Genomic DNA, 21,604 nt, shown 5'->3' on the forward strand with positions numbered 1-21,604 from the left:
CCACATCATGAATACCGCCAACCGCAAACCCCTGCCCGGCACGTCGCTGGATTATTTCGACGCGCGCGCCGCGGTCGAAGCGATCGCGCCCGGCGCGTACGACACGCTGCCGTACACGTCGCGCGTGCTCGCCGAAAACCTCGTGCGCCGCTGCGATCCGGCGATCCTCGCCGAGTCGCTGAAGCAGATCATCGAGCGCAAGCGCGAACGCGACTTCCCGTGGTTCCCGGCGCGCGTCGTGTGCCACGACATCCTCGGGCAGACGGCGCTCGTCGATCTCGCCGGCCTGCGCGACGCGATCGCGGACGGCGGCGGCGACCCGGCGAAGGTGAACCCGGTCGTGCCCGTGCAGCTGATCGTCGATCACTCGCTCGCCGTCGAATGCGGCGGCTTCGATCCGGACGCGTTCGCGAAGAACCGCGCGATCGAGGATCGCCGCAACGAGGATCGCTTCCACTTCATCGAGTGGACGAAGAAGGCGTTCGAGAACGTCGACGTGATCCCGCCGGGCAACGGCATCATGCACCAGATCAACCTCGAGAAGATGTCGCCGGTGATCCAGGCGCAGGATGGCGTCGCGTACCCGGACACCTGCGTCGGCACCGACAGCCACACGCCGCACGTCGACGCGCTCGGCGTGATCGCGATCGGCGTCGGCGGGCTCGAAGCCGAGAACGTGATGCTCGGCCGCGCGTCGTGGATGCGCCTGCCCGACATCGTCGGCGTCGAGCTGACCGGCAAGCGCCAGCCCGGCATCACCGCGACCGACATCGTGCTCGCGCTGACCGAATTCCTGCGCAAGGAAAAGGTGGTCGGCGCGTATCTGGAATTCCGCGGTGCAGGCGCGGCGAGCCTCACGCTCGGCGATCGCGCGACGATCTCGAACATGGCGCCCGAATACGGCGCGACGGCCGCGATGTTCTTCATCGACGGCCAGACGACCGACTACCTGCGCCTCACCGGCCGCAGCGACGAGCAGGTGAAGCTCGTCGAGACCTATGCGAAGGCGGCGGGCCTGTGGGCCGATACGCTTGACAATGCGCAATACGAGCGCACGCTGACGTTCGACCTGTCGAGCGTCGTGCGCAACATGGCCGGCCCGTCGAACCCGCACAAGCGGCTGCCGACGTCGGACCTCGCCGCGCGCGGGATCGCCGGCCAGTGGGAAGAGAAGGCGGGCGAGATGCCCGACGGCGCGGTGATCATCGCCGCGATCACGAGCTGCACCAACACCAGCAACCCGCGCAACGTGATCGCCGCGGCGCTGCTCGCACGCAACGCGAACGCGCGCGGCCTCGTGCGCAAGCCGTGGGTGAAGAGCTCGCTCGCGCCGGGCTCGAAGGCGGTCGAGCTGTATCTGGAAGAAGCGAACCTGCTGCCGGAACTCGAGAAGCTCGGCTTCGGCATCGTCGCATTCGCGTGCACGACCTGCAACGGGATGTCGGGCGCGCTCGACCCGAAGATCCAGCAGGAGATCGTCGATCGCGACCTGTACGCGACGGCCGTGCTGTCCGGCAACCGCAACTTCGACGGCCGAATCCATCCGTATGCGAAGCAGGCGTTCCTCGCGTCGCCGCCGCTCGTCGTCGCGTATGCGATCGCCGGCACGATCCGCTTCGACATCGAGAAGGACGTGCTCGGCCACGACCAGGACGGCAAGCCCGTCACGCTGAAGGACATCTGGCCGACCGACGAGGAGATCGATGCGATCGTCGCGTCGAGCGTGAAGCCCGAGCAGTTCCGCAAGGTCTACGAGCCGATGTTCGCGCGCAGCGCCGATGCGGGCGAGCGCGCGGCGCCGCTGTACGACTGGCGGCCGCAGAGCACGTACATCCGCCGTCCGCCGTACTGGGAAGGCGCGCTGGCCGGCGAGCGCACGCTGCAGGGGATGCGCCCGCTCGCGGTGCTCGGCGACAACATCACGACCGACCACCTGTCACCGTCGAACGCGATCCTCGCGAACAGCGCGGCCGGCGAATACCTCGCGAAGATGGGCTTGCCCGAAGAAGACTTCAACTCGTACGCGACGCACCGGGGAGACCACCTGACCGCGCAGCGCGCGACCTTCGCGAACCCGACGCTGATCAACGAGATGGCGGTGGTCGACGGCGCGGTGAAGAAGGGCTCGCTCGCGCGCGTCGAGCCGGAAGGCAAGGTCATGCGGATGTGGGAAGCGATCGAGACGTACATGAATCGCAAGCAGCCGCTGATCGTCGTCGCCGGCGCCGACTACGGCCAGGGCTCGTCGCGCGACTGGGCCGCGAAGGGCGTGCGGCTCGCGGGCGTCGAGGCGATCGCCGCCGAAGGCTTCGAGCGGATCCACCGCACCAACCTGATCGGGATGGGCGTGCTGCCGCTCGAGTTCAAGCCGGGCACGAACCGGACGACGCTCGGCATCGACGGCACCGAGACCTTCGACGTGATCGGCGAGCGCAAGCCGCGCGCCGACCTGACGCTCGTGATTCACCGCAAGAACGGCGAGCGTGTCGGGGTGCCGATGACGTGCCGGCTCGACACGGCCGAGGAAGTGTCGATCTACGAAGCCGGCGGCGTGCTGCAGCGTTTCGCGCAGGACTTCCTCGAATCGTCGCAGGCGGCGTGACGGGAAGGCGGTACAAGCGGTAAAGGCGGTTCCGCGTGCCGTGGCGGTGCGCGGAACATAGGGCTGGTTGTCGCGGCGGCGCAGGGGCGCCGGCCGCACGGCCGGCCCGATTCGGTTTGCTGCGCATGGCTTCGGCGTGCGAAGCATCGGGCGGGAAGCGGTGTCGATGCACCGGGTCCCGCCGACCTGGGATAAAACGGACATGGCTCACATTCCTCAAATCAGGATTCCCGCGACCTATATCCGCGGCGGCACCAGCAAGGGCGTGTTCTTCCGGCTGCAGGACCTGCCCGATGCGGCGCAGGCGCCGGGCGCCGCGCGCGACGCGCTGCTGCTGCGCGTGATCGGCAGCCCCGATCCGTACGGCAAGCAGATCGACGGGATGGGCGGCGCGACGTCGTCCACCAGCAAGACGGTGATCGTGTCGAAGAGCACGCGGCCCGGCCACGACGTCGACTACCTGTTCGGTCAGGTCGCGATCGACAAGGCGTTCGTCGACTGGAGCGGCAACTGCGGCAACCTGTCGGCGGCGGTCGGCCCGTTCGCGATCGGCGGCGGGCTCGTCGATCCGGCGCGCGTGCCGCGCGACGGCATCGCGACCGTGCGGATCTGGCAGGCGAACATCGGCAAGACGATCGTCGCGCACGTGCCGGTCACGAACGGCGCGGTGCAGGAGACGGGCGACTTCGAGCTGGACGGCGTGACGTTTCCGGCCGCCGAAGTGCAGCTCGAATTCATGGATCCGGCCGCCGATGAAGAGGGCGCGGGCGGGTCGATGTTCCCGACCGGCAATCTCGTCGACGATCTCGCGGTGCCGGGCGTCGGCACGCTGAAGGCGACGATGATCAACGCGGGAATCCCGACGATCTTCATCGAGGCCGACGCGATAGGCTATACGGGCACCGAGCTGCAGGACGCGATCAACGGCGACGCGAAGGCGCTCGAGAAGTTCGAGACGATCCGCGCACACGGCGCGCTGCGCATGGGCCTGATCGATACGCTCGACGAAATCGCGACGCGGCAGCACACGCCGAAGATCGCGTTCGTCGCGAAGCCTGCCGATTACGTCGCATCGAGCGGCAAGCGCGTGAACGCGGGCGACGTCGACCTGCTGGTGCGCGCGATGTCGATGGGCAAGCTGCATCACGCGATGATGGGCACGGCGGCGGTCGCGATCGGCACGGCCGCGGCGATCCCCGGCACGCTCGTCAATCTGGCGGCGGGCGGCGGCGAACGCAACGCGGTGCGCTTCGGGCATCCGTCGGGCACGCTGCGCGTCGGCGCGGAAGCGCAGCAGCAGGAGAACGGCGAGTGGACCGTCACGAAGGCGATCATGAGCCGCAGCGCGCGCGTGCTGATGGAAGGCTGGGTGCGGGTGCCAGGCGACGCGTTCTGACGTTTCGTCGTTCGACCGGGATGCGCGGGCGGCTTCGGCCGCCCGCGTCGTTTCGGCTAGCCGTGCAGGAACCGGCGCAGTGCGTCGTGGCTGAGGCGGCGTGCCGCTTCGGAGAGCCGCGCGTCGGGCACGATGTCGAAACCGTGCACGCCGCCGGGGAGCACGTGCAGTTCGGTCGGCACGCCGGCGCGGAGCAGCCGCCGCGCATAGTCGAGGTTTTCTTCGAGGAACAGGTCGAGCGAGCCGATCGAGATGAACGTCGGCGGCAGGCCGTCGAGCTTGTCCGCGCGCGCGGCGGCGGCATACGGCGACACGCCGTCGAGGCCCGGCGCGTGGCCGAGCAGCGACGTCCAGCCGAACCGGTTGTTGGCCGCGTGCCAGACGAACTCGCCGGCATGCGGATGCGGCGCGCGCGTGCAGGTGCGGTCGTCGAGCATCGGGTAGATCAGATGCTGGAACGCGAGCCGGTATTCGCCGCGATCGCGCGCCAGCAGCGCCAGCGCGGCGGCCAGCCCGCCACCCGCGCTTTCGCCCGTCACGCCGATGCGCGCCGGGTCGATGCCGAGCGCGTCGGCATGGCGGAAGGTCCACGCGAGGCCCGCGTAGCAATCCTCGATCGCGCCGGGGAACACCGTTTCCGGCGCGAGGCGGTAGTCGATCGAGATCAGCACGCAGCCGAGCTGTTTGACTGCCTGGCGATGAATGGCCTCCAGGTCCTTCGCCGCGCCGCGCACGTAGCCGCCGCCATGCATGTGGACGATCGCCGGGAGCGGTCGCGCGGCGTCGTCGGGCGTGTAGATGTGGAGCGGGACGTCCGGCGCGCCGGCGGGGCCGGGGACGGCGCGGCGCTCGAGCGTGCTGCCGGCCGGGTCCGGCGGCGGCAGCGGCAGCACGCGCTCGCGCGCCTGTGCGAGGTTGTCGGCGCCGAGCGCGACGGTCGGCCACGCGTCGAGCAGCGGGCGGATTTCGGGATCGACGAGATGCAGGGTATCCAAGCGGTTGCTCCGTGATTGGGCGGCGGCGATAACGGACGAACCGGCGTCGCCGCGGCGGGGCTCGGGGGCCGGCAGGCCGCCGCGATCATGTCCTTCCGGCATGCCGCAGCAGGCGGGCGGTGCCGCCGGGCGCGTGTCATGTGCGGCACGACAGTGGGCTGACATTGCCGTCGACGCGCAAGTTCCCGCGGCGGCGCCGACCGGCGCGACATCGTCGTCGCGATGCGTCGTGCGCGGCCCGCGCAGCGCGGATACCTACAGCACGCTGCGTGCGACGACCCAGCGGTGCACCTCGCTCGGGCCCTCGAAGATTCGCATCAGCCGCGCTTCGCTCGCCATCTGCTGCAACGGCAGTTCCTTCGTCATGCCCATCGCGCCGAGCGTCTGCATCGCGTGATCGATGACGGTCCACGCCATTTCGGTCGCGAACACCTTGACCATCGAGATCTGCGTGCGCGCGTCCTGCCCGGCATCCACCCGCGCGGCTGCTTCGTAGGTCATCAGGCGGCACGCGTGGATGCGGGTCAGCGCATCGGCCACCCACCACTGGACGGCCTGGCGCTCCGCGAGCGGCACCCCGAAGGTCGTGCGCTGCTTCGCGTATTCGCACAGCAGCGCGACCGCGCGCTCGGCGCGGCCGATGCACCAGGCCGCCATCTCCAGCCGCCGGTTCGACAGCCGCCCCTGCATCGGCGCGAAGCCTTCGCCTTCCCGGCCGAGCAGTTGCGTGGCGGGCAGGCGGCAGTTTTCCAGCACGATCTCGTAGGTGGACAGCCCGCCGATCATCGGAATCCGGCGTTCGATGATGAAGCCCGGCGTATCGCGCTCGACGATGAAGGCCGAGATGCCGCCGCGCTTGCCCTTGCTGCGATCCGTCAGCGCCATCACGATCGTCCAGTCGGCTTCGCTCGCGTGGCTGATCCAGATCTTGCGCCCGTTCAGCACCCAGCCGTCGCCGTCGCGCTCGGCCGTCGTCGACAGCGCGCCCGGGTCCGAGCCGGCGCCCGGTTCGGAGATAGCCATCGCGGAGCGCGTGACGCCGCGCGCATAAGGGTCGAGATAGCGGGCGCGCTGCGCGTCGTCGGCCGAGTCGGACAGCATCCTCAGGTTCGGCGAATCGGGCGGCAGCACATACGGCGTCACGGTCGTACCGATCGCCTCGTTGACGCCGACCATCGCGACGGCCGACAGGTCCGAGCCGCCGGCGTCGAGGGGCGCGTCGAGCCCCCACAGGCCGAGCTGTCGCGAGCGTTCGTCGAGCCGCGCGCGCTCGTCGGCGAGCAGCGCGAAGCGCTGACCATCGGCTTCCCGCGCCATCACGGCGGCTTCGAGCGGAATCAGCTCGTCGTTCACGAAGCGCGCGACGAGGTCCTTGATCATCCGGTGTTCGAGTTCGAGTTCGAAGTTCATGTGCTGATCGATGAGTGAGTGAATGAAACCGGCGCGGTCAGCGCGCGGCTGGAAGCGGCGCCGCCCGCGCGCGCAGCGTGCCGAGCAGCGCCACGCAGCCGGCCGCGAGCAACGCCGCGTTGAAATAGAGCCCGCCGCGCATCGACCCGGTGGCCGAGTTGAGCACGCCCATCAGGAACGGGCTCGCGAACCCGCCGATCGCGCCGGACATCGCGATCGCCGCGATCGCAACCGCCATCGAGCGCTTGGGCAGCGCGAGCCCCGGCACTACCCAGAACGCGGGCAGGGCCGCGGCGTGCGTGGCGACCGCGATGCAGAGCGCGATCATCAGGTGCGGCGTGCCGTCGACGCTCGCCAGCCCGGCGAGCGCCGCCGCACACGCGAGCATCGCGAATGCACCGTGCCCGCGCCATTCGCGCCGGCGCTCGGTGCGCCAGCCCATCCCGAGCATGCCGACGATGCCGCACAGGTAGGGCAGCGCGGACAGCAGGCCGATCTGCATCGCGCCATGCAGGCCGCCGCGATGCAGGATCACGGGCATCCAGAACACGAGCGCGTAGCCGGCGGCCGCGATCGCAAAATTGGCCGCGCACAGCAGCCAGAAATCGCGGTGCGAGAGCAGCGGCCGCGCCGCGTTCGCATCCGCATCCGGCGTCGCGGCTTCGGCATGCGCGTGTGCGGCGCGCAGCGCGGCCTTGTCGGCGTCCGACAGCCAGCGTGCATCGTCCGGCCGGTCGTCGAGAAACCGCAGCGCGACGATGCCGATCGCACAGCTCGGCAGCCCTTCCGCGAGGAACAGCCATTGCCAGCCGCTCAGGCCTGCGGCGCCGTCGAAGTACGTGAGGATTGCGCCCGACACGGGCCCGGCGATCAACCCCGCGAGATACAGCGCCGTCATGAAGAGCGCGAACGCCTTCGCGCGCTGCCGCGGCGGATACCACGCGCCGAGATAGAACAGGATGCCGGGGAAGAAGCCGGCCTCGAACACGCCCAGCAGGAACCGGCACGCGTAGAACTGCGCGGGCGTCATGACGAACATCGTCGCGGCCGAGCCGAGCCCCCACAGCACCATGATTCGTGCGATCGTCCTGCGCGCGCCGATCCGCGCGAGCCAGGCGTTGCTCGGAATCTCGAACGCCATGTAGCCGATGAAGAAGATGCCGGCGCCGAGCCCGTAGACGGCGTCGGAAAAGTGCAATTCGGCGGCCATCTGCGCGTGCGCGAAGCCGATGTTGATCCGGTCGATGAACGACAGCGTGTAGCAGAGGATCAGGAACGGCAGCAGCCGGCGCGAGATCCGGCGGTAGAGCGCCTGCGTCGCGCCATCGTCGACGGCGGCCGGGTGGGTGGAAAGGGTCGGGGTCATGGGCACTCCGTCAGAAGCGGTGAACGATGCCGAGCGCGAGCACCTGCTCGGTGCCGCCCGGTTGCGGCTGCAGGCCGGCGACGACCGTGTTGCGCGCGCCGCCGACGTTCTTCATGTAGAGATAGCGTGCGTAGAGCGAAGTCCGCTTCGACAGCGGATGGTCGTACCCGACGCCGAGCGCGGTCGCGTCGTTCGCCGAGCCTTTCACGTCGCGGCGCACGACCGATACGAGCACGCGATCGAGCGCGCCGACGTTGATCGATGCGCCGACGCTCGCGGTCGAGAACGCGGGCAGGTTCGGCGCCGTGCTGACGCCGTAGAGAAACGCGGCGTACAGCTTGACGCGCGCGAACGCGTAGTTGGCCGCGAACACGTAATGGCGGGTCGTCGACGGGTAGACGACGGGCGACAGGTTGCCGGCCGACACGTCGCCCTGGAAGCCCGCGCCGAGATAGAGCCCGCCGATCCGGTACTGAAGCCCGGCGCCATAGTTGCGTCCGGCCTGCGTGGACAGCGCGTTCGGTGTCGGAAAGCCATACGTGGCCATCACGCGCAGGCCGTTCCAGTCGGGGCTGAGATACGACGCCGCCTGGTTGAAGCGCGGAATCGGCGGCGTCGTGTTGCTCGTGATCGTATCGGTCGACGTCGCGAGCAGCGCGAGTGGCGACAGCCGTTCGTTGAGTCCGAACGGATCGCCGTCGTACACGACGTAGAACGCAGGCGTGTATTGCCGGCCGAGCCGCAGGTCGCCGTAGCGCGTGTTCTGCAGCGAGACGTATGCCTGCCGGTAGAACAGCGTGCCGCCCTGGAGCGATCCGTCGGCCGGCGAGAAGCCGCTTTCCAGCACGAACTTCGTCGAGGTGCCGCCGCCGAGATCCTCGACGCCCGTCAGCCCGAAGCGGCTGGTCGACGATCCGCCGCCGCTCTGCCGCACGCTCGACAGGCTGCCGATGCGATCGAATTCGACGTAGCTGTCGACGATCCCGTACAGCGTGACCGACGACGCGTGCGCCGGCGACGCGCACAGCACGCACGCGCCGACCAGGAATGCTTTCCGTTGCATGAAGATGTCTCCGTTCCATGTCTTTTTTTTGGCGCGCCCGCGTTCTGGGAGCGGTTGCGCGCGTTGTGTCGCCCACCGTGCCGCGTCGGGATCAGCGCCCCTTGAACGCCGGCTTGCGCTTCTCGAGAAACGCGCGGGCGCCTTCGATCCGGTCCTCGCTCGCATAGACGTCGGGGCCGACGTCCAGCCGCAGCGCCGCGGCAACCGGCACGCCCTGGCTGCGTGTCGCGGTTTCCTTGATGCGGCGGATCGTGAGCGGCGCGTTCGCGGCGATCGCCTCCGCCAGTTCGCGCACGGTGTCGTCGAGCGCGGCGCCGGGTACGACGCGGTTCAGCAACCCGACGCGCTGCGCTTCGTCGGCGTCGAAGCGGCGGCCCGTGAACAGCAGCTCCATCGCGACGGCGCGCGGCAGCATGCGCGGCAGCAGCACGCTCGCGAAGTTCGCGCCCATGCCGACCCGCGCTTCGGGCAGCGCGAAATACGCGTGCTCGGCGGCGATCCGCAAGTCGCACGCGAGCGCGATTTCAAAGCCGCCGCCGACGGCGAAGCCGTTGATGGCCGCGATGGTCGGCTTGCGCAGCTCCAGGATCAGCTCGTGCACGTTGCGCGCGAGCCCGCGCATCGGCCGCATCCCGCGCATCTCGGGATCGCCGAGATCGATGCCCGCGCTGAAGGCCCGTTCGCCGGCGCCTCGGATCACGATCGCGCGAATCGCGGGGTTGTCGTCGAGCGTGACCAGTTCGTCGCACAGGCGCCGGATCGCTTCGGCGGACAGTGCATTGGCAACGTGCGGGCGATGGATCGTCAGCCACGCAATGCCGTCGTCGTCGTTGCGCAGGATCGACGGGGCGTCGTCGCCGGTCAGGGAAGAGAACGCGTGCGGCGCGCTCATGACGTGCTCCCGGCAGAGCCTGCGCGTTCGTCGTGGATGACGCCTGCCTGCCGCAGCGCGTCGCGCCGGGCCGCATCGATGCCGAACGCGTCGAGCACCGCGTCGGTGTCGGCGGCGAACGGCCGGGGCGGCCGGCGTATCGATCCGGGTGTGCGGGAGAGTTTGGCCGGGACGCCCGCGCCGGTGTACGCATCGGTATTGACGAACATCGCGTTGCGCGCCGCCTGCGGATGGCCGAATGCATCGGCGACGGTGTTCACCGGCCCCGTTGCGACGCCGGCGTGCAGCAGCCGCTCGACGACGTCGTCGGCGCTCAGTTCGGCGGTGAGTTGCCCGAGCAGCGTGTCGAGCGCGTCGCGATGCGCGACGCGCTGCGCGTTGGTCGCGAACCGCGGATCGCGCGCAAGCTCGGGCACGCCGAGCGCTTCGACGAGCCGCGCGAACGTGCGGTTGTTGCCGGCGCCCGTCGCCACCGGCTTGTCCTTGCACGGATAGACGCCGTAGGGCGCGATCGCGCCATACACATTGCCGGTCGCGACGGGAACGTCGCCGGTCGCCATCCAGCTCGTGCTGACCGGATGCAGCATCGACAGTGCGGTGCTGAACAGGTCGATGTCGACGTGCTGCCCGAGACCGGAGCGCGTCCGTTCGACCAGCGCGAGCAGGATGCTCGACACGGCGCTCAGGCCGGCCGCGAAATCGACGACCGGAAACGGCACTTTGAGCGGCATGCCGCCCGGTTCGCCGTTGATCGACATGAAGCCGGCCAGCCCCTGCGCGACGGCGTCGTAGCCCGGGAACCGCGCGAGCGGGCCGTCGGTGCCGTATCCGGAAATCGAACAATGCACGAGGCGCGGGAAGCGTTCGCGCAGGCAGTCTTCGTATCCGATGCCCCAGCGTTCGAGCGTGCCCTGCTTGAAGTTGTCGACCAGCACGTCGGCCGTCTCGAGCAGGCGGAACAGCACGTCGCGTCCGTCGGGGTGCGACAGGTCGAGCGCGAGATTGCGCTTGTTGCGGTTGAGCCCCCAGTAGTAGCTGGAGATACCGCCCGGCATCGCGGGTCCCCAGTCGCGCGTTTCGTCGCCTTGCGGCGGTTCGATCTTGACGACGTCCGCGCCGTGGTCCGCGAGCGTCTGCGCGCAGAACGGCCCCGCATAAACGCGGCTCAGGTCCACCACGCGCACGCCCGCGAGTGCGCCTTCGTTGTTGCTGGTCATGACGATGTTTCCTTCGATGTGGAATTCGATGGTCCGGCGTGCCGGTATGTGCCGGCCGCGCGGCATGCGACGCGTCGCCGGTTCAGCCGCGCGCGGCGAACAGCGCGTTCACCGCCGCGCGATGTTCGGGTGTGGCGTGCGCGAACGCCTGGTACGACGCCGACAGGTCGAGCAGCGTGTCGAGGCTCGCGTGCCGGCCTTCGCGCAGCAGCCGCTTGGTCAGGCGCAACGCGGTGCCCGAGTGGCGGGCAATGCGGCCGGCCAGTTCGTGCGCGTGCGCTAGGAGGTCGCCGTCGGGAACGACGCGCGACACGAGCCCGCAGCGCAGCGCCGCCGGTGCGTCCAGCACGTCGCCCGTGAACGACATTTCCGCGGCGACGGCGGCGCCGACGATCTGCGGCAGGAACCACGCGCCGCCGTCGCCCGGCACGAGGCCGAGCGTGATGAAGCTCTCGGCGAAGCGTGCGCTGCCGGCGGCGATGCGGATGTCGCACATGCACGCGAGATCGGTGCCGGCGCCGATGGCCGGGCCGTTGACCGCCGCGATGGCCGGCACTTCGAGCTGCTGGAACGCCTGCGCCACGCGCTGTATGCCGCGGCGATAGCTCGTCCGGATCGCGGCGAGGTCGTGCGGGTCCGATTCGATGAACGCGCGCATCGCCTTCACGTTGCCGCCCGACGAAAACACCGTGCCGGCGCCGGTCAGGATCAGCACGCGGATCGATTCGTCGCGGTTCGCGTCGTCGCAGCATTCGGTCAGCGCGTCGATCGCATCGGTGTCCGAAATGGCGTTGCGGGTTTCGGGGCGGTTCATCGTGACGGTCAGGATCGGGCCCTGCCGTTCACGGATCAGAAAGGCTGCCATGATGTCTCCGTATGTTCTGTGCCGCGGGACTTCACGTCGCGGGCTGAAGCCTAGTATCGTCACGACGGTTGGCGGCGGGAAATTCCGTTCCACGTATGTGGAAGGCCCGTCCCGGTTGCGTGCGGAGAGGGCGGGATGAGCGGAAACGTGGTCAAGAGCGCGGCGCGCGTGTTCGAGGTGCTGGAACTCTTCAGCACATTGCAGCGGCCGCTGAGCGTGCGGGAGATCGCCACGCGCTGCGGCTATCCGGGGTCGAGCGCGGCGGCGCTGCTGACCAGCATGAAAGCGCTCGGCTATCTCGCGTACGACGACGCGACGCACGCCTATGCGCCCACCGCGCGGCTCGTCAATCTCGGCGAAGCGCTCGTCGATTCGGCGGCAGGCAGCCGGCGGCACTGGCACGCCGTCGCGAAGCGGCTGGCCGCTCGCACGCACGAGGCGGTCGTGGTCGCGGTGCAAAGCGATTTGTACGTGCAGTACATCGACGCGGTCGCGGGTACCCATACGATTCCGATCCAGTTCTATGCGCCGATCGGCACGCGCCGCGAGATCTGCATGTCGAGCCTCGGCTGGGCGCTGCTGAGCATCCAGCCGGACAGCACGATCCGCCGGCTCGTGTCGCGCAGCATCCGCCGGCTCGGGAAGTCGGGCAGGACGATCGACGAGGACGTCGTGCTCGACAAGGTCGAACAGACGCGCCGGCACGGCTACTCGTATTCGGCGCATACGGTGACGCAGGGCGCCGCGATGATCTCGATGGTGATCGCGGACGGCTGGAACGGCCTGCCGCTGGCGATGGGCGTGGCCGGGCCCGTCGAGCGGATCGACGTGCATCGCGACGCGATCGTGCGGGCGATGCGGGAGGCGCTGGCCGAGCGCGCGGACGAGGCGGCCGGCTAGTCGCGCGAGGCTGGCCCGCGCGCCGGGCGTTGTCGGCATCGGGCGAGTGCCGGTGCCTGACGGCGAGCGATGGCGATGCGGCCGGGACGTCGATCCCGTGTATCGGCCCGGTCATCGTTCGCGCCGCGCCCGTCGCACGCATTCGCATAGAATCGATGCGTTTCCTTGCCCCTGTCCCGGTTGCATTTCAACGAGGTCGCAATGCCATTGAACGCGCCGCTTGCCGGCATCCACATCGTCGAATTCGAAGGTCTCGGCCCCGGCCCGCTCGCGGGCTGGATGCTCGCCGGGATGGGCGCGCGAATCACGCTGATCGCGCGCCCGTCCGGCCGCACGAGCGCGCCGGACGCGCTGCGGGCCCGCGACGGCGATCTGCTGCGCGAAGGCAAGACGATCGTCGATCTCGACCTGAAGGCGCCGGCCGGCCGCGATGCCGCGCTCGAACTGATCGCGCAGGCGGACGCGCTGGTCGAGGGGCTGCGGCCCGGCGTGATGGAGCGGCTCGGCCTCGGGCCCGACGATTGCGCGCGCCGCAACCCGAAGCTCGTGTACGGGCGGATGACCGGCTGGGGCCAACACGGCCCGCTCGCGGCCGCGGCCGGGCACGACCTGAACTATGTCGCGCTGACGGGGCTGCTGTCGCTATCGGCACCGAACGACGGCCGGCCGGGCCTGCCGCCGACCGTCGTCGGCGATGCGGGTGGCGCGCTCGGGCTCGCGTTCGGGATCGTCTGCGCGCTGTTCGACGTGCGCGGCGGCGGGCCGGGGCGCGTGGTCGACGGCGCGATCGTCGACATCGTGTCGATGCTCGGTTCGCTCGCGCTGTGGGCACGCGCGAACGGGCAGCTCGACGGCGCGCAGCCGAGCCTCTTCCACGACGCGCCGTTCTACGACGTGTATCGCTGCGCGGACGGCGAATGCGTGACGATCGGCGCGCTCGAACCGCCGTTCTATGCGCTGCTGATCGAACGGCTCGGGCTGACCGACGTCGATCCGGCGTCGCAGTACGACCGCGCGCACTGGCCCGCGCTGAAGGCGCGTTTCGCCGACGTGTTCGCGCAGCAGCCGTCCGCGCACTGGCGCGCGCTACTTGAAGGCACCGACGCGTGTTTCGCGCCGGTATTGAGCGTGGCCGGCGCGGCGCGGCATCCGCACAACGCGGCGCGCGGGATCTATCGGACCGACGAGAACGGCAACGTGCGGGCGCGCGTGGCGCCGCGGTTCCTGCCGTTGACGGGCGGTGGGGCCGAGTAGGCGTGCCGAACTTTACGGCTCGGGAGCGAATTCGGCATGGCCTGTATGGCACCTGGAATCGTGCTAAATATGGTGCCAAATAAAGTACAATGGAAATTTAATCGAAAAAGGAGCGGACATGCCCCACACCATCCTGGCCAGCGTGACGGCGAGCGTCTCGGAGCTGAAGCGGAACCCGATGGGAACCGTGGCGGCGGGCGAGGGCTTCCCGGTCGCGATCCTGAATCACAACGAGCCCGCGTTCTATTGCATCCCGGCGAAGACATGGGAGGCGATGGTCGAACGTCTCGAAGATATCGAAGACAACGCGCTGGCTGACTCGCGCGCCACGGAGAAAACCGTCAAGGTCAAGCTGAATGACCTTTGAGCTCGCCTTTCTCGAACCTGCGTTGAAGGAGTGGAAGAGGCTCGATCGCACCGTTCGCGATCAGTTCAAGGCCAGACTCGCCGAACGGCTCGAGGAGCCTCGCATTCCCTCGGCGAAGCTGCACGGTCATCCGGACCGCTACAAGATCAAGCTGCGCAGTGTCGGCTATCGTCTCGTGTACGAAGTGCGCGATGCGGAGGTCGTCGTACTGATCGTCGCGGTGGGGCGTCGCGAGCGCGATGCGGTCTATCTCGCCGCAATGAAACGCTAGCGCGATGCGCGATGCGCGTTGCGTGTTCGGCGTTCTCTCATTGACCTTGGGCCGGGCAGCCGCTCAGGCCGTTTCTTCCGGCATATCCGGCACCTTGCCGTCGCCGACGCGGTTGATCGTGCCTTGCGCGATCGCGACGAGCCGCTCGTGATCGCCGTCGATGACGAACACATGACACTGGCAGGTCGCCTGGTGCCGCCCTGCGTAGACGAGCTTCGCGCGGGCGACGAGCGTGCCGTTCACGGCCGGCCGCAGGTAGTTGATCTTGTATTCGGCCGTGATCACGCGCGGGCCGAGCACGAGCGCGCCGGCGAACGTCAGCGCGTTGTCGGCGAGATAGCTGATGACGCCGCCGTGCACGAAACCGTGCTGCTGCCGCAGTTCATCGCGCACGTGCAGGCACAGCGACACCTCGTTGTCGCCGATATGCATCAGCTCCGTACCCAGCAGCATGCTGAACGGTTGCGCACGCAATGCGCCGCGCGCGTGGTCCGTGATGTCGGTCATCGACTTTCCTCGAAATGAGTGCCCGCTTGCGCTGAACTCTAGGAAGGGGGCTGCGGATAAGCAAGGAAATTCGTCCGCGTTTCCTGCAATTTCCGGCGTGATGCGATGCGATTATTGCGTCGAACGCGGGAGTTGTCCTTGTTTGCCGGCGATTCGGCGGGAATGCGCGAGCGATGCGCGTCACCGGGCCGTCTTTTCGGCCGCACCTTGCCCGCCGCACGTAGGCGGCCCCACCTAGGCAGCCCCGCCTTAGACGGCCCCATCTAGGCGGCCCCACCTAAAGTCCGACGAAGAAATGCCGCTAATGCCGGGGCATTGCCTCATCGTCCGCTCTCCAGGAATCTCCCCATGTTCGGAAAAATCAAGCTCGCGTCGGGTCTGCTCGGCGTGTTGACCGTGTTTTGCCTCTTTCTGTTCGCGATCGAAGCGCTCGGCTTCTGGGCGCTCGCGTCGACGCGCAGCGGCGTCGACGATCTGTCGAACGTCGCGATCGCGCAGGTCAACGCGGCCAACCAGGCGACCGAGCACCTGCTCGACGCGCGCATCAACCTGTCGCGCGCCGGCACGCGGATGGTGCGCGGCGGCCCGAAGCCGGAGGACATCATCCGCCATGCCGGCGCTTCGCTTGCCGAAGCGGACAAGGCGTTCGCCGCGCTGACGGCCGCGCAGCCGGTCGACGACACGAACCGCGCGCGCGTCGCGGCGCTCGCCGAGCGCTATCGCGCGCTGCGCGGCGCGCTTGGCGAACTCGTGCAGTTCCTCGACGCCGACAACATCCAGGCCTTCCTCGACCAGCCGACACAAGGCATCCAGGACGCCTATATCGCCGAACTGCATCGCTTCGCCGAATACGGCAGCGCATCGAGTCGCACGGCGCTCGATACGATCGACGGCGGCATGCTCTGGTTCAAGTCGGTCGGCATCGCGCTGCTGGTGGCGATGCTCGCGGCGAGCGCGGCGATCTACGCGGCCGCGCGGCGCGCGGTGGTCGCGCCGCTGGATGAAGCGGGCCGCCATTTCGAGCGGATCGCGTTGGGCCGGCTCGACGAAGCCGTGCGGGCGGGCGGCGTGTTCGAGATCGACCGGATGCTGCGCGGCCTCGCCGCGATGCAGACGAGCATCGCGGGCACCGTGCGCACGGTGCGCCACGCGTCCGATGCGATCCACCTCGGCGCGGGCGAGATCGCGGGCGGCAATGCCGACCTGTCGGCGCGCACGGGCACGCAGGCCGCATCGCTCGAGGAAACGGCCGCGAGCATGGAGGAATTGACCGCGACCGTCCGCCAGAACACCGACAGCGCACGCGCGGCCAGCGCGCTGGCCGACGCGGCGCTCGAAGCGACGAGCCACGGTGGCGGCGTGGTCGACAACGTGATCGACCGGATGCGCGGCATCGCGCAGAGCTCGGGGCGGATCGCGGAGATCATCTCGGTGATCGACGGCATCGCATTCCAGACCAACATCCTCGCGCTGAACGCGGCGGTCGAGGCCGCGCGGGCCGGCGAACAGGGGCGCGGCTTCGCGGTCGTCGCGGGCGAAGTGCGCTCGCTCGCGCAGCGCAGCGCGCAATCGGCGAAGGAGATCAAGGCGCTGATCGAGGATTCGGTCGCGCAGATCAACGGCGGTGCGGAACTCGTCGAGCGCGCCGGCGACGCGATGCGGACGGTGTCGGCATCGATCACGCGCGTCGTGCAGACGATGTCGGAGATCACGTCCGCGTCGGTCGAGCAGAGCGTCGGGATCGAGCAGGTGAACCAGGCCGTCACGCAGATGGATCAGCTGACGCAGCAGAACGCGGCGCTGGTGGAGCAAGTCGCGGCGGCGGCCGCGTCGCTGAACGACCAGACCGCGCACCTGATGCAGGCTGTGTCGGTGTTCGAACTCGGCGACGCGCGCGCCGCCCGCGGCGAACGCGCGGCGCCATCGTTCGCCGACGCGGGTTACGAACCGGCCGGCAGCGCCGCGTAGGCGGTCGCGAGATGGTAGGGCGTCGTCGACGGCATGTCGGCGCGCGACACCTGTCCGTCCGCCGTCTTGCACTCGAACCAGCCGCGCGGGTGCAGGAAGCGCGCGGCGAAGCGCTCGATCTGCCGCGCGAGCGGCGCGGAGGCCGGCGTGCCGCCGTGCGTCGCGAGCGCGCGCAGGTACTCGGTCTGCGCCCAGATCCGCTGGGTGCCGTCGATGCACGCGCCTTGCGCATCGAGCGCCGCGCAGACGCCGCCCGTTTGCGTATCGACGCCGCATTGCTCCGCGAACGTGAACGCGCGCGACAGCGCGCTGGGGAGCCCGGTCTGCGCGAGCCGCGCACCGGCCGCATCAACCAGATAGAACCATTCGAACTGATGGCCGGGCTCGAAACGGTTGTCGGCCGCGCCGAGCGGCAGCTCGGCCACGCAGCCGGTCGCCGCGTCGACGAACGTGCGCTCGACGGCCTGCGCGGTGCGAATGAGCGCATCGTCGAACGCCGCATCGCCGAACGCGTCGGCGGCCGCTAGCCATGCTTCGGTCAGATGCATCAGCGGATTCTGAAGCGCGCCGCTGCCGGATGACGAGAAATCGGCGTGGCGCGCCGCATCGAGCAGCGCGTCGCCATGGCGCGGCGCGAAGCGATCCTGGATCAGCGCGGCGGTTTCCTCGGCCACCGCGCGCGCGGCGGTGTCGCCCGACGCCGCATGCCATGCGGCGCACGCGAACACGATGAACGCGTGCGTATAGAGATCCTTGGTGGTATCGAGCGGCGCGCCCTGTGCGTCGACGCTATAGATCCAGCCGCCGTGGCGCGGGTCGCGGAAGCGGCTGCACAGCGCGTCGAACAGCGTGGCCGCGTGTGCCGTGTCGCCGGCCTGCGCGAACACGAACAGTTGCCGCGCGCAGGCCATTGCGCGATAACGGGTGACGGGCAGCGGCGCGTGGGTGGCCGGATCGACGGCCTCGAACGGCAGCCGCAACGTGTGGTCGAACCCTGAACCCAGCCAGATCGGCAAGACGACGTGCGCGAAATGGCGGCGCAGCTGGGCGGCCTGGGCGGAAGCGGAGTCGGAAACGGACATGACGGGGTTGAGCGCTTGGATCTGAACGTGTCGGCGCGGCCCGGAGGATCGGCGCGGCCGGGGCCAAGGATAAAACATTCCGCGCGGCCGGCACAAAAAAAGGAGATAAATCGGATGCTCAGCAACCTGGAACTCGTGATGCGGCTCGTTCTCGCGGCGGCGCTCGGCAGCGTGATCGGCTTCGAGCGCGAGCGCCTGTCGTGGGCGGCCGGCCTGCGCACGCACATGCTCGTGTGCGTCGGCTCGACGCTGATCATGATCGTGTCGGCGTTCGGTTTCGCCGACGTGCTCGGCAGCAGCGAGCACATCGTGCTCGATCCGTCGCGGATCGCCGCGCAGGTCGTGTCGGGTATCGGCTTCCTCGGCGCGGGCTCGATCCTGCTGCGCGGCGAGATCGTGCGCGGGCTGACGACCGCCGCGAGCCTGTGGTCGGTCGCCGCGATCGGCCTCGCGGTGGGCGGCGGCCTCTATGTCGCGTCGATTTCGGCGACGATCATCATCCTGATCATCCTGGCCGGCATCAAGCCGCTGGAGCGGCGCTATTTCACGGTGCGCCAGCGGCGCCAGCTCGCGCTGACGGTGGTGAGCGGCGCGCTGACGTTCGATTCGCTGCACGCGGCGCTCGGCCCCGACAGCGCGCGCGTGAAGCAGTTCATCCTGCAGCGCGCCGACGACACGGGCGAGCACGACGAGGTGCGCATCGCGCTCGCGCGGGTGTCGGAACTCGAATACCAGGCGATCTGCAACAAGCTGCGCGCGTTGCAAGGCGTCACGCGTTTCGAGGAAGGGAACGGGTTGTCGGGCGACGAATAGGCTGAATCGGTTGCGGGGCGTGCGACAATGGCCGACCACCGATTCCGTTCGACATCCGGTTCCGCGCTCGCGGGGCCCGCTATCCGATTTCCATGACCGAATCCGTTTCCACGCCTCGCTCCCGTTCCCGTTCCAATCGTTCGTCGGCACGTTCACGCCAGCGCTCGGCGGCTGCCGCGGGCAGCGCGTCCGCGAGGGCGACGTCGCGGCCCGGCAGCGCGCCGGCCGGCGATGCGCCGCGGGACGAACTGACGCTCGACCTGTTCGGCGATCCGGTGCTCGAGCCGGGCGAGCGGGTGCCGGTCACGGCGCGCGACGAAGCGGTTGCTGAAGCCGAAGCGGCGGCCGGTGTCGCGGACGATGCGGCCGCCGGGCGGCAGGCCTCGCTGGACGGGTTCAGCACGCCGGAGGCTGCGAGTGCAGCGGGGCATGCGGAAGCTGACGGTGCGGTGAAGCCGGAAGTTGCGGTGGCGGCTGACGGTGTTTCGGCGCCTGAAGGTGGTGGTGCTGCGAACGCGAATGGTGTGTCAGCGGCTGATGGCGTTGCAATGAAGGTCATCGATGCACCTGCGGCGGATGGCGTTGCAATGAAGGCAGTCGATGTGGGTGCGGCCGATGGCGGCACGGTGGCGGCGGCCGAGCTGCAAGCGGCAGATGGCGCTGCGGCGAAGATGACCGATCGGCAATCGACCGATGGCGAAGTTGCGAAAGCTGCGGTCGAAGCGGCGGCCGGCGTCGCGGCTGTCAAATCCCGCGAAGGGCGATCTTCCGGCGACGCAGTGAAGGAGCGCCGCTCGTCGTCGGGTGGCAAACGTCGGACGGCTGCCGGAGCAAGCGACGCGACGTCGGGGCAATCGGCGCCGGTTGCGACGAGCGTCGATACGGCGCCGGACGCGACCGGATCGAACCCGGTGCCGGACGCCGCTTCGACGGTCGAGCCGCAGACGCCGGCACAACCGGCCGAGCCGGCGAACACGGCGAACACCCGTGACGCTGCCCCGACCCACGCCTCGCCGTCGCCGGTCACGCAGCCTGTCGCTTCCGCCGCGTCCTTCGTGACGAAGCCGTCGTCGGAACGCACGCAGCCGACCGCGCCGGCCTTCGATCCGGATACGCACCTTGGCCCGTTGACCGACCGACTCGCCGCGTTGCAGGCCGACGTGGACGGTTTGACGCGCACGGCCGATCGCGAGATGCGCCGCGTCAACCGCTTGTTGCTGGCACTGGCTGTCGTCGTGCTGGCGGGGCTCGTCGCGCTGATGCTGCAAACACGGCAGATCGCGCACCTGAAGCAGGACGCGGCCACCAAGCAGCAGCGGATCGATCGCCTGGCGGCCGATCTGTCGACGCAGCAGGCGACGCTGATGACGCTCGAGGAGCACCACGAAGCGCTCCTGTCGCAAGTCGACCGGCTTCAGCGCAATGCGAACCGCGACGCGGCCGTCGCGAAGCGCACCCGCCGCACGCGCTGATCGTTCCGACCCTATCCTGGAAGCCCGACGGAGCAAGGATCGCCGTTTCGCGCCCGCGATCGGCGGCGGCGCACGTGCGGCAAACCGATGCAGTGCACTGGCAGAGTTCAGGGAAAACCCTTAGAATGGAGTCCGTCTAAGGGAAAACCCTAGACACAACTGTCAGGAGTCTCACATGAGCTTCATCCTTGCCCTGCTGCAAAAGATCGACGACCTGTTCGTGTCGCCGCACCTGCCGCTCGACGCCGATTACTCGTACGCTGCGCGTCGTGCCGAAGCCGAGCGCGTACGCCGTGCGCATCTCGTGCCGATCGTCCTGTATCGTCGCTGATTCGCTGATTCGCTGATTCGGCGCGGCGCCTGCTGCACCTGCCTGCCTGTTTTCCGCCGCTGCCGCGCGCGCTGGCACGACGGTCCCGCTACACTGGAAGCTGGATTCCTCTCACGGCGACCGGGCCATGCTGCAGATGCGACCGATGACGGCCGGCGAATTCCACGCGTACCGCACGCGAGCCATCGAAGGCTACGCGCGCGATCTCGTTTCATCCGGACAAAATGCTGTCGAAGACGCGGCCGATCGTGCACGCGCCTGTTTCGACACGCTGTTGCCGGACGGCCTGCGGACATCTGGCCAGACACTCGTCGTGCTCATCGACGGCGCCAGCGGCGACGCGGTGGGTGACCTCTGGTACGCGATCGTGCCCGAAGGGCCGAACCGCACGCTGTTCATCTACGACCTCGAAATCGTCCCGTCCCGGCGCCGCCAGGGCTGGGCCACGCGCGCGCTCGATGCGCTCGACGCCGAGGCGCGCCGGTACGGCATCACCGAGATCGGGCTGTCGGTGTTCAATCACAACACGGCGGCCCGCGCGCTGTATCGTGCATGCGGCTTCGCGCCGATCACGACGACGTTGATCAAGCCGGTTATCCCGGGCTGAATCCGCTGGCGGTGCTGCGTCGTCACGTGCGACCGATTCCACACACACCGCTGACGGCCGACGCAGGCCACCCTCCTGATCCTTCGTGTTTGCCGAGCGCCGAGCGCCGAGCACTGATCACCGAACGCCGAGCACCGAGCACCGAACGCCGAGCACCAAACGCCGAGCACTAAACGCCAAACGCCAAACGCCAAACGCCAAACGCCAAACGCCAAACGCCAAACGC

General features: G+C 69.1%; 20 protein-coding genes. 11 read left to right on the forward strand and 9 right to left on the reverse strand.

Annotated elements, in window-relative coordinates; translation table 11 throughout:
• The first annotated feature begins 7 nt into the window (after positions 1 to 7).
• A complete protein-coding gene (gene acnD / locus OEJ37_RS25325) occupies positions 8 to 2,602 on the forward strand; it encodes a Fe/S-dependent 2-methylisocitrate dehydratase AcnD (RefSeq protein WP_263346673.1) in 2,595 nt (864 codons plus the stop codon).
• Positions 2,603 to 2,804: 202 nt separating this feature from the next.
• Positions 2,805 to 3,998 (forward strand): 2-methylaconitate cis-trans isomerase PrpF, encoded by a 1,194-nt coding sequence (gene prpF, locus OEJ37_RS25330; protein ID WP_263346675.1) that lies wholly within the window; start codon positions 2,805 to 2,807, stop codon positions 3,996 to 3,998.
• A gap of 56 nt (positions 3,999 to 4,054) precedes the next feature.
• Here the strand turns inward: prpF and OEJ37_RS25335 are convergent, their stop codons facing one another.
• The 7 genes from OEJ37_RS25335 to OEJ37_RS25365 all read right to left on the reverse strand — a co-directional run bounded on the left by OEJ37_RS25335 (position 4,055) and on the right by OEJ37_RS25365 (position 11,806).
• On the reverse strand, positions 4,055 to 4,993 hold the full coding sequence (locus OEJ37_RS25335) for an alpha/beta hydrolase (RefSeq protein WP_263346678.1): 939 nt from the start codon (positions 4,991 to 4,993) through the stop codon (positions 4,055 to 4,057).
• Positions 4,994 to 5,248: 255 nt separating this feature from the next.
• A complete protein-coding gene (locus tag OEJ37_RS25340) occupies positions 5,249 to 6,403 on the reverse strand; it encodes an acyl-CoA dehydrogenase family protein (RefSeq protein ID WP_174419213.1) in 1,155 nt (384 codons plus the stop codon).
• 37 nt (positions 6,404 to 6,440) lie between these two features.
• The gene (locus OEJ37_RS25345) at positions 6,441 to 7,769 is read right to left on the reverse strand and encodes an MFS transporter (RefSeq protein WP_263346682.1); all 1,329 of its coding nucleotides are present in this window, start codon (positions 7,767 to 7,769) and stop codon (positions 6,441 to 6,443) included.
• A 10-nt stretch (positions 7,770 to 7,779) separates the two neighbouring features.
• A complete protein-coding gene (locus tag OEJ37_RS25350; RefSeq protein WP_175917135.1) occupies positions 7,780 to 8,832 on the reverse strand; it encodes a porin in 1,053 nt (350 codons plus the stop codon).
• 91 nt (positions 8,833 to 8,923) lie between these two features.
• Entirely contained in the window at positions 8,924 to 9,724 is an 801-nt protein-coding gene (locus OEJ37_RS25355; protein WP_263346687.1) for an enoyl-CoA hydratase/isomerase family protein, read from the reverse strand.
• Positions 9,721 to 10,941: a CaiB/BaiF CoA transferase family protein gene (locus tag OEJ37_RS25360; RefSeq protein ID WP_263346689.1), complete on the reverse strand. Its 1,221-nt coding sequence runs from the start codon at positions 10,939 to 10,941 to the stop codon at positions 9,721 to 9,723. Before OEJ37_RS25360 ends, OEJ37_RS25355 begins: the two co-directional genes overlap by 4 nt.
• An 82-nt stretch (positions 10,942 to 11,023) precedes the next feature.
• The gene (locus tag OEJ37_RS25365) at positions 11,024 to 11,806 is read right to left on the reverse strand and encodes a crotonase/enoyl-CoA hydratase family protein (protein ID WP_263346692.1); all 783 of its coding nucleotides are present in this window, start codon (positions 11,804 to 11,806) and stop codon (positions 11,024 to 11,026) included.
• 135 nt (positions 11,807 to 11,941) lie between these two features.
• Here OEJ37_RS25365 and OEJ37_RS25370 point away from each other — a divergent pair, with 135 nt between their 5' ends.
• From OEJ37_RS25370 to OEJ37_RS25385, 4 genes are all read left to right on the forward strand, one after another.
• Entirely contained in the window at positions 11,942 to 12,706 is a 765-nt protein-coding gene (locus OEJ37_RS25370) for an IclR family transcriptional regulator (RefSeq protein ID WP_175917131.1), read from the forward strand.
• Positions 12,707 to 12,907: 201 nt separating this feature from the next.
• Positions 12,908 to 13,960 carry a CaiB/BaiF CoA transferase family protein gene (locus OEJ37_RS25375; RefSeq protein ID WP_263346695.1) on the forward strand — a complete coding sequence of 351 codons (1,053 nt, stop codon included), beginning with the start codon at positions 12,908 to 12,910 and terminating at the stop codon, positions 13,958 to 13,960.
• 118 nt (positions 13,961 to 14,078) lie between these two features.
• Complete coding sequence (locus OEJ37_RS25380; protein WP_174419205.1) at positions 14,079 to 14,327, forward strand: type II toxin-antitoxin system Phd/YefM family antitoxin; 249 nt, start codon at positions 14,079 to 14,081, stop codon at positions 14,325 to 14,327.
• The gene (locus tag OEJ37_RS25385; protein ID WP_263346698.1) at positions 14,317 to 14,598 is read left to right on the forward strand and encodes a type II toxin-antitoxin system RelE family toxin; all 282 of its coding nucleotides are present in this window, start codon (positions 14,317 to 14,319) and stop codon (positions 14,596 to 14,598) included. Before OEJ37_RS25380 ends, OEJ37_RS25385 begins: the two co-directional genes overlap by 11 nt.
• Before the next feature lie 63 nt (positions 14,599 to 14,661).
• Here the strand turns inward: OEJ37_RS25385 and OEJ37_RS25390 are convergent, their stop codons facing one another.
• Entirely contained in the window at positions 14,662 to 15,105 is a 444-nt protein-coding gene (locus OEJ37_RS25390) for a PaaI family thioesterase (protein WP_047902232.1), read from the reverse strand.
• 348 nt (positions 15,106 to 15,453) lie between these two features.
• Here OEJ37_RS25390 and OEJ37_RS25395 point away from each other — a divergent pair, with 348 nt between their 5' ends.
• Positions 15,454 to 17,073, forward strand: a complete 1,620-nt coding sequence (locus tag OEJ37_RS25395; RefSeq protein ID WP_263346702.1) for a methyl-accepting chemotaxis protein — start codon at positions 15,454 to 15,456, stop codon at positions 17,071 to 17,073.
• Here OEJ37_RS25395 and OEJ37_RS25400 read toward each other — a convergent pair.
• The gene (locus OEJ37_RS25400) at positions 17,046 to 18,155 is read right to left on the reverse strand and encodes an AGE family epimerase/isomerase (protein WP_263346703.1); all 1,110 of its coding nucleotides are present in this window, start codon (positions 18,153 to 18,155) and stop codon (positions 17,046 to 17,048) included. The genes OEJ37_RS25395 and OEJ37_RS25400 overlap by 28 nt on opposite strands.
• 114 nt (positions 18,156 to 18,269) lie before the next feature.
• Here OEJ37_RS25400 and OEJ37_RS25405 point away from each other — a divergent pair, with 114 nt between their 5' ends.
• The 4 genes from OEJ37_RS25405 (at position 18,270) to OEJ37_RS25420 (ending at position 21,378) form a co-directional block, all read left to right on the forward strand.
• Positions 18,270 to 18,968, forward strand: a complete 699-nt coding sequence (locus OEJ37_RS25405) for an MgtC/SapB family protein (RefSeq protein WP_263346706.1) — start codon at positions 18,270 to 18,272, stop codon at positions 18,966 to 18,968.
• Positions 18,969 to 19,060: 92 nt separating this feature from the next.
• Entirely contained in the window at positions 19,061 to 20,440 is a 1,380-nt protein-coding gene (locus OEJ37_RS25410) for a flagellar hook-length control protein FliK (RefSeq protein WP_263346708.1), read from the forward strand.
• A 175-nt stretch (positions 20,441 to 20,615) separates the two neighbouring features.
• A complete protein-coding gene (locus OEJ37_RS25415; RefSeq protein ID WP_174382494.1) occupies positions 20,616 to 20,771 on the forward strand; it encodes a hypothetical protein in 156 nt (51 codons plus the stop codon).
• A 127-nt stretch (positions 20,772 to 20,898) separates the two neighbouring features.
• Positions 20,899 to 21,378: a GNAT family N-acetyltransferase gene (locus OEJ37_RS25420; RefSeq protein ID WP_263346712.1), complete on the forward strand. Its 480-nt coding sequence runs from the start codon at positions 20,899 to 20,901 to the stop codon at positions 21,376 to 21,378.
• The last annotated feature ends 226 nt before the right edge of the window (positions 21,379 to 21,604 follow it).

Origin of the sequence: Burkholderia sp. BKH01 (genome assembly GCF_025685725.1) — a bacterium.
Classification (GTDB): Bacteria; Pseudomonadota; Gammaproteobacteria; order Burkholderiales; family Burkholderiaceae; genus Burkholderia; species Burkholderia pyrrocinia_C.

Bases quoted from the DNA above. Each gene is read 5' to 3' on its own strand.
- OEJ37_RS25380 (WP_174419205.1), top strand. From the start codon at position 14,079: ATGCCCCACACCATCCTGGCCAGCGTGACGGCGAGCGTCTCGGAGCTG.
- OEJ37_RS25410 (WP_263346708.1), top strand. From the start codon at position 19,061: ATGACCGAATCCGTTTCCACGCCTCGCTCCCGTTCCCGTTCCAATCGT.
- OEJ37_RS25420 (WP_263346712.1), top strand. From the start codon at position 20,899: ATGCTGCAGATGCGACCGATGACGGCCGGCGAATTCCACGCGTACCGC.
- prpF (WP_263346675.1), top strand. From the start codon at position 2,805: ATGGCTCACATTCCTCAAATCAGGATTCCCGCGACCTATATCCGCGGC.
- OEJ37_RS25390 (WP_047902232.1), bottom strand. From the start codon at position 15,105: ATGACCGACATCACGGACCACGCGCGCGGCGCATTGCGTGCGCAACCG.
- OEJ37_RS25365 (WP_263346692.1), bottom strand. From the start codon at position 11,806: ATGGCAGCCTTTCTGATCCGTGAACGGCAGGGCCCGATCCTGACCGTC.
- OEJ37_RS25415 (WP_174382494.1), top strand. From the start codon at position 20,616: ATGAGCTTCATCCTTGCCCTGCTGCAAAAGATCGACGACCTGTTCGTG.
- acnD (WP_263346673.1), top strand. From the start codon at position 8: ATGAATACCGCCAACCGCAAACCCCTGCCCGGCACGTCGCTGGATTAT.
- OEJ37_RS25395 (WP_263346702.1), top strand. From the start codon at position 15,454: ATGTTCGGAAAAATCAAGCTCGCGTCGGGTCTGCTCGGCGTGTTGACC.
- OEJ37_RS25370 (WP_175917131.1), top strand. From the start codon at position 11,942: ATGAGCGGAAACGTGGTCAAGAGCGCGGCGCGCGTGTTCGAGGTGCTG.
- OEJ37_RS25385 (WP_263346698.1), top strand. From the start codon at position 14,317: ATGACCTTTGAGCTCGCCTTTCTCGAACCTGCGTTGAAGGAGTGGAAG.
- OEJ37_RS25355 (WP_263346687.1), bottom strand. From the start codon at position 9,724: ATGAGCGCGCCGCACGCGTTCTCTTCCCTGACCGGCGACGACGCCCCG.
- OEJ37_RS25375 (WP_263346695.1), top strand. From the start codon at position 12,908: ATGCCATTGAACGCGCCGCTTGCCGGCATCCACATCGTCGAATTCGAA.
- OEJ37_RS25405 (WP_263346706.1), top strand. From the start codon at position 18,270: ATGCTCAGCAACCTGGAACTCGTGATGCGGCTCGTTCTCGCGGCGGCG.
- OEJ37_RS25345 (WP_263346682.1), bottom strand. From the start codon at position 7,769: ATGACCCCGACCCTTTCCACCCACCCGGCCGCCGTCGACGATGGCGCG.
- OEJ37_RS25360 (WP_263346689.1), bottom strand. From the start codon at position 10,941: ATGACCAGCAACAACGAAGGCGCACTCGCGGGCGTGCGCGTGGTGGAC.
- OEJ37_RS25400 (WP_263346703.1), bottom strand. From the start codon at position 18,155: ATGTCCGTTTCCGACTCCGCTTCCGCCCAGGCCGCCCAGCTGCGCCGC.
- OEJ37_RS25350 (WP_175917135.1), bottom strand. From the start codon at position 8,832: ATGCAACGGAAAGCATTCCTGGTCGGCGCGTGCGTGCTGTGCGCGTCG.
- OEJ37_RS25340 (WP_174419213.1), bottom strand. From the start codon at position 6,403: ATGAACTTCGAACTCGAACTCGAACACCGGATGATCAAGGACCTCGTC.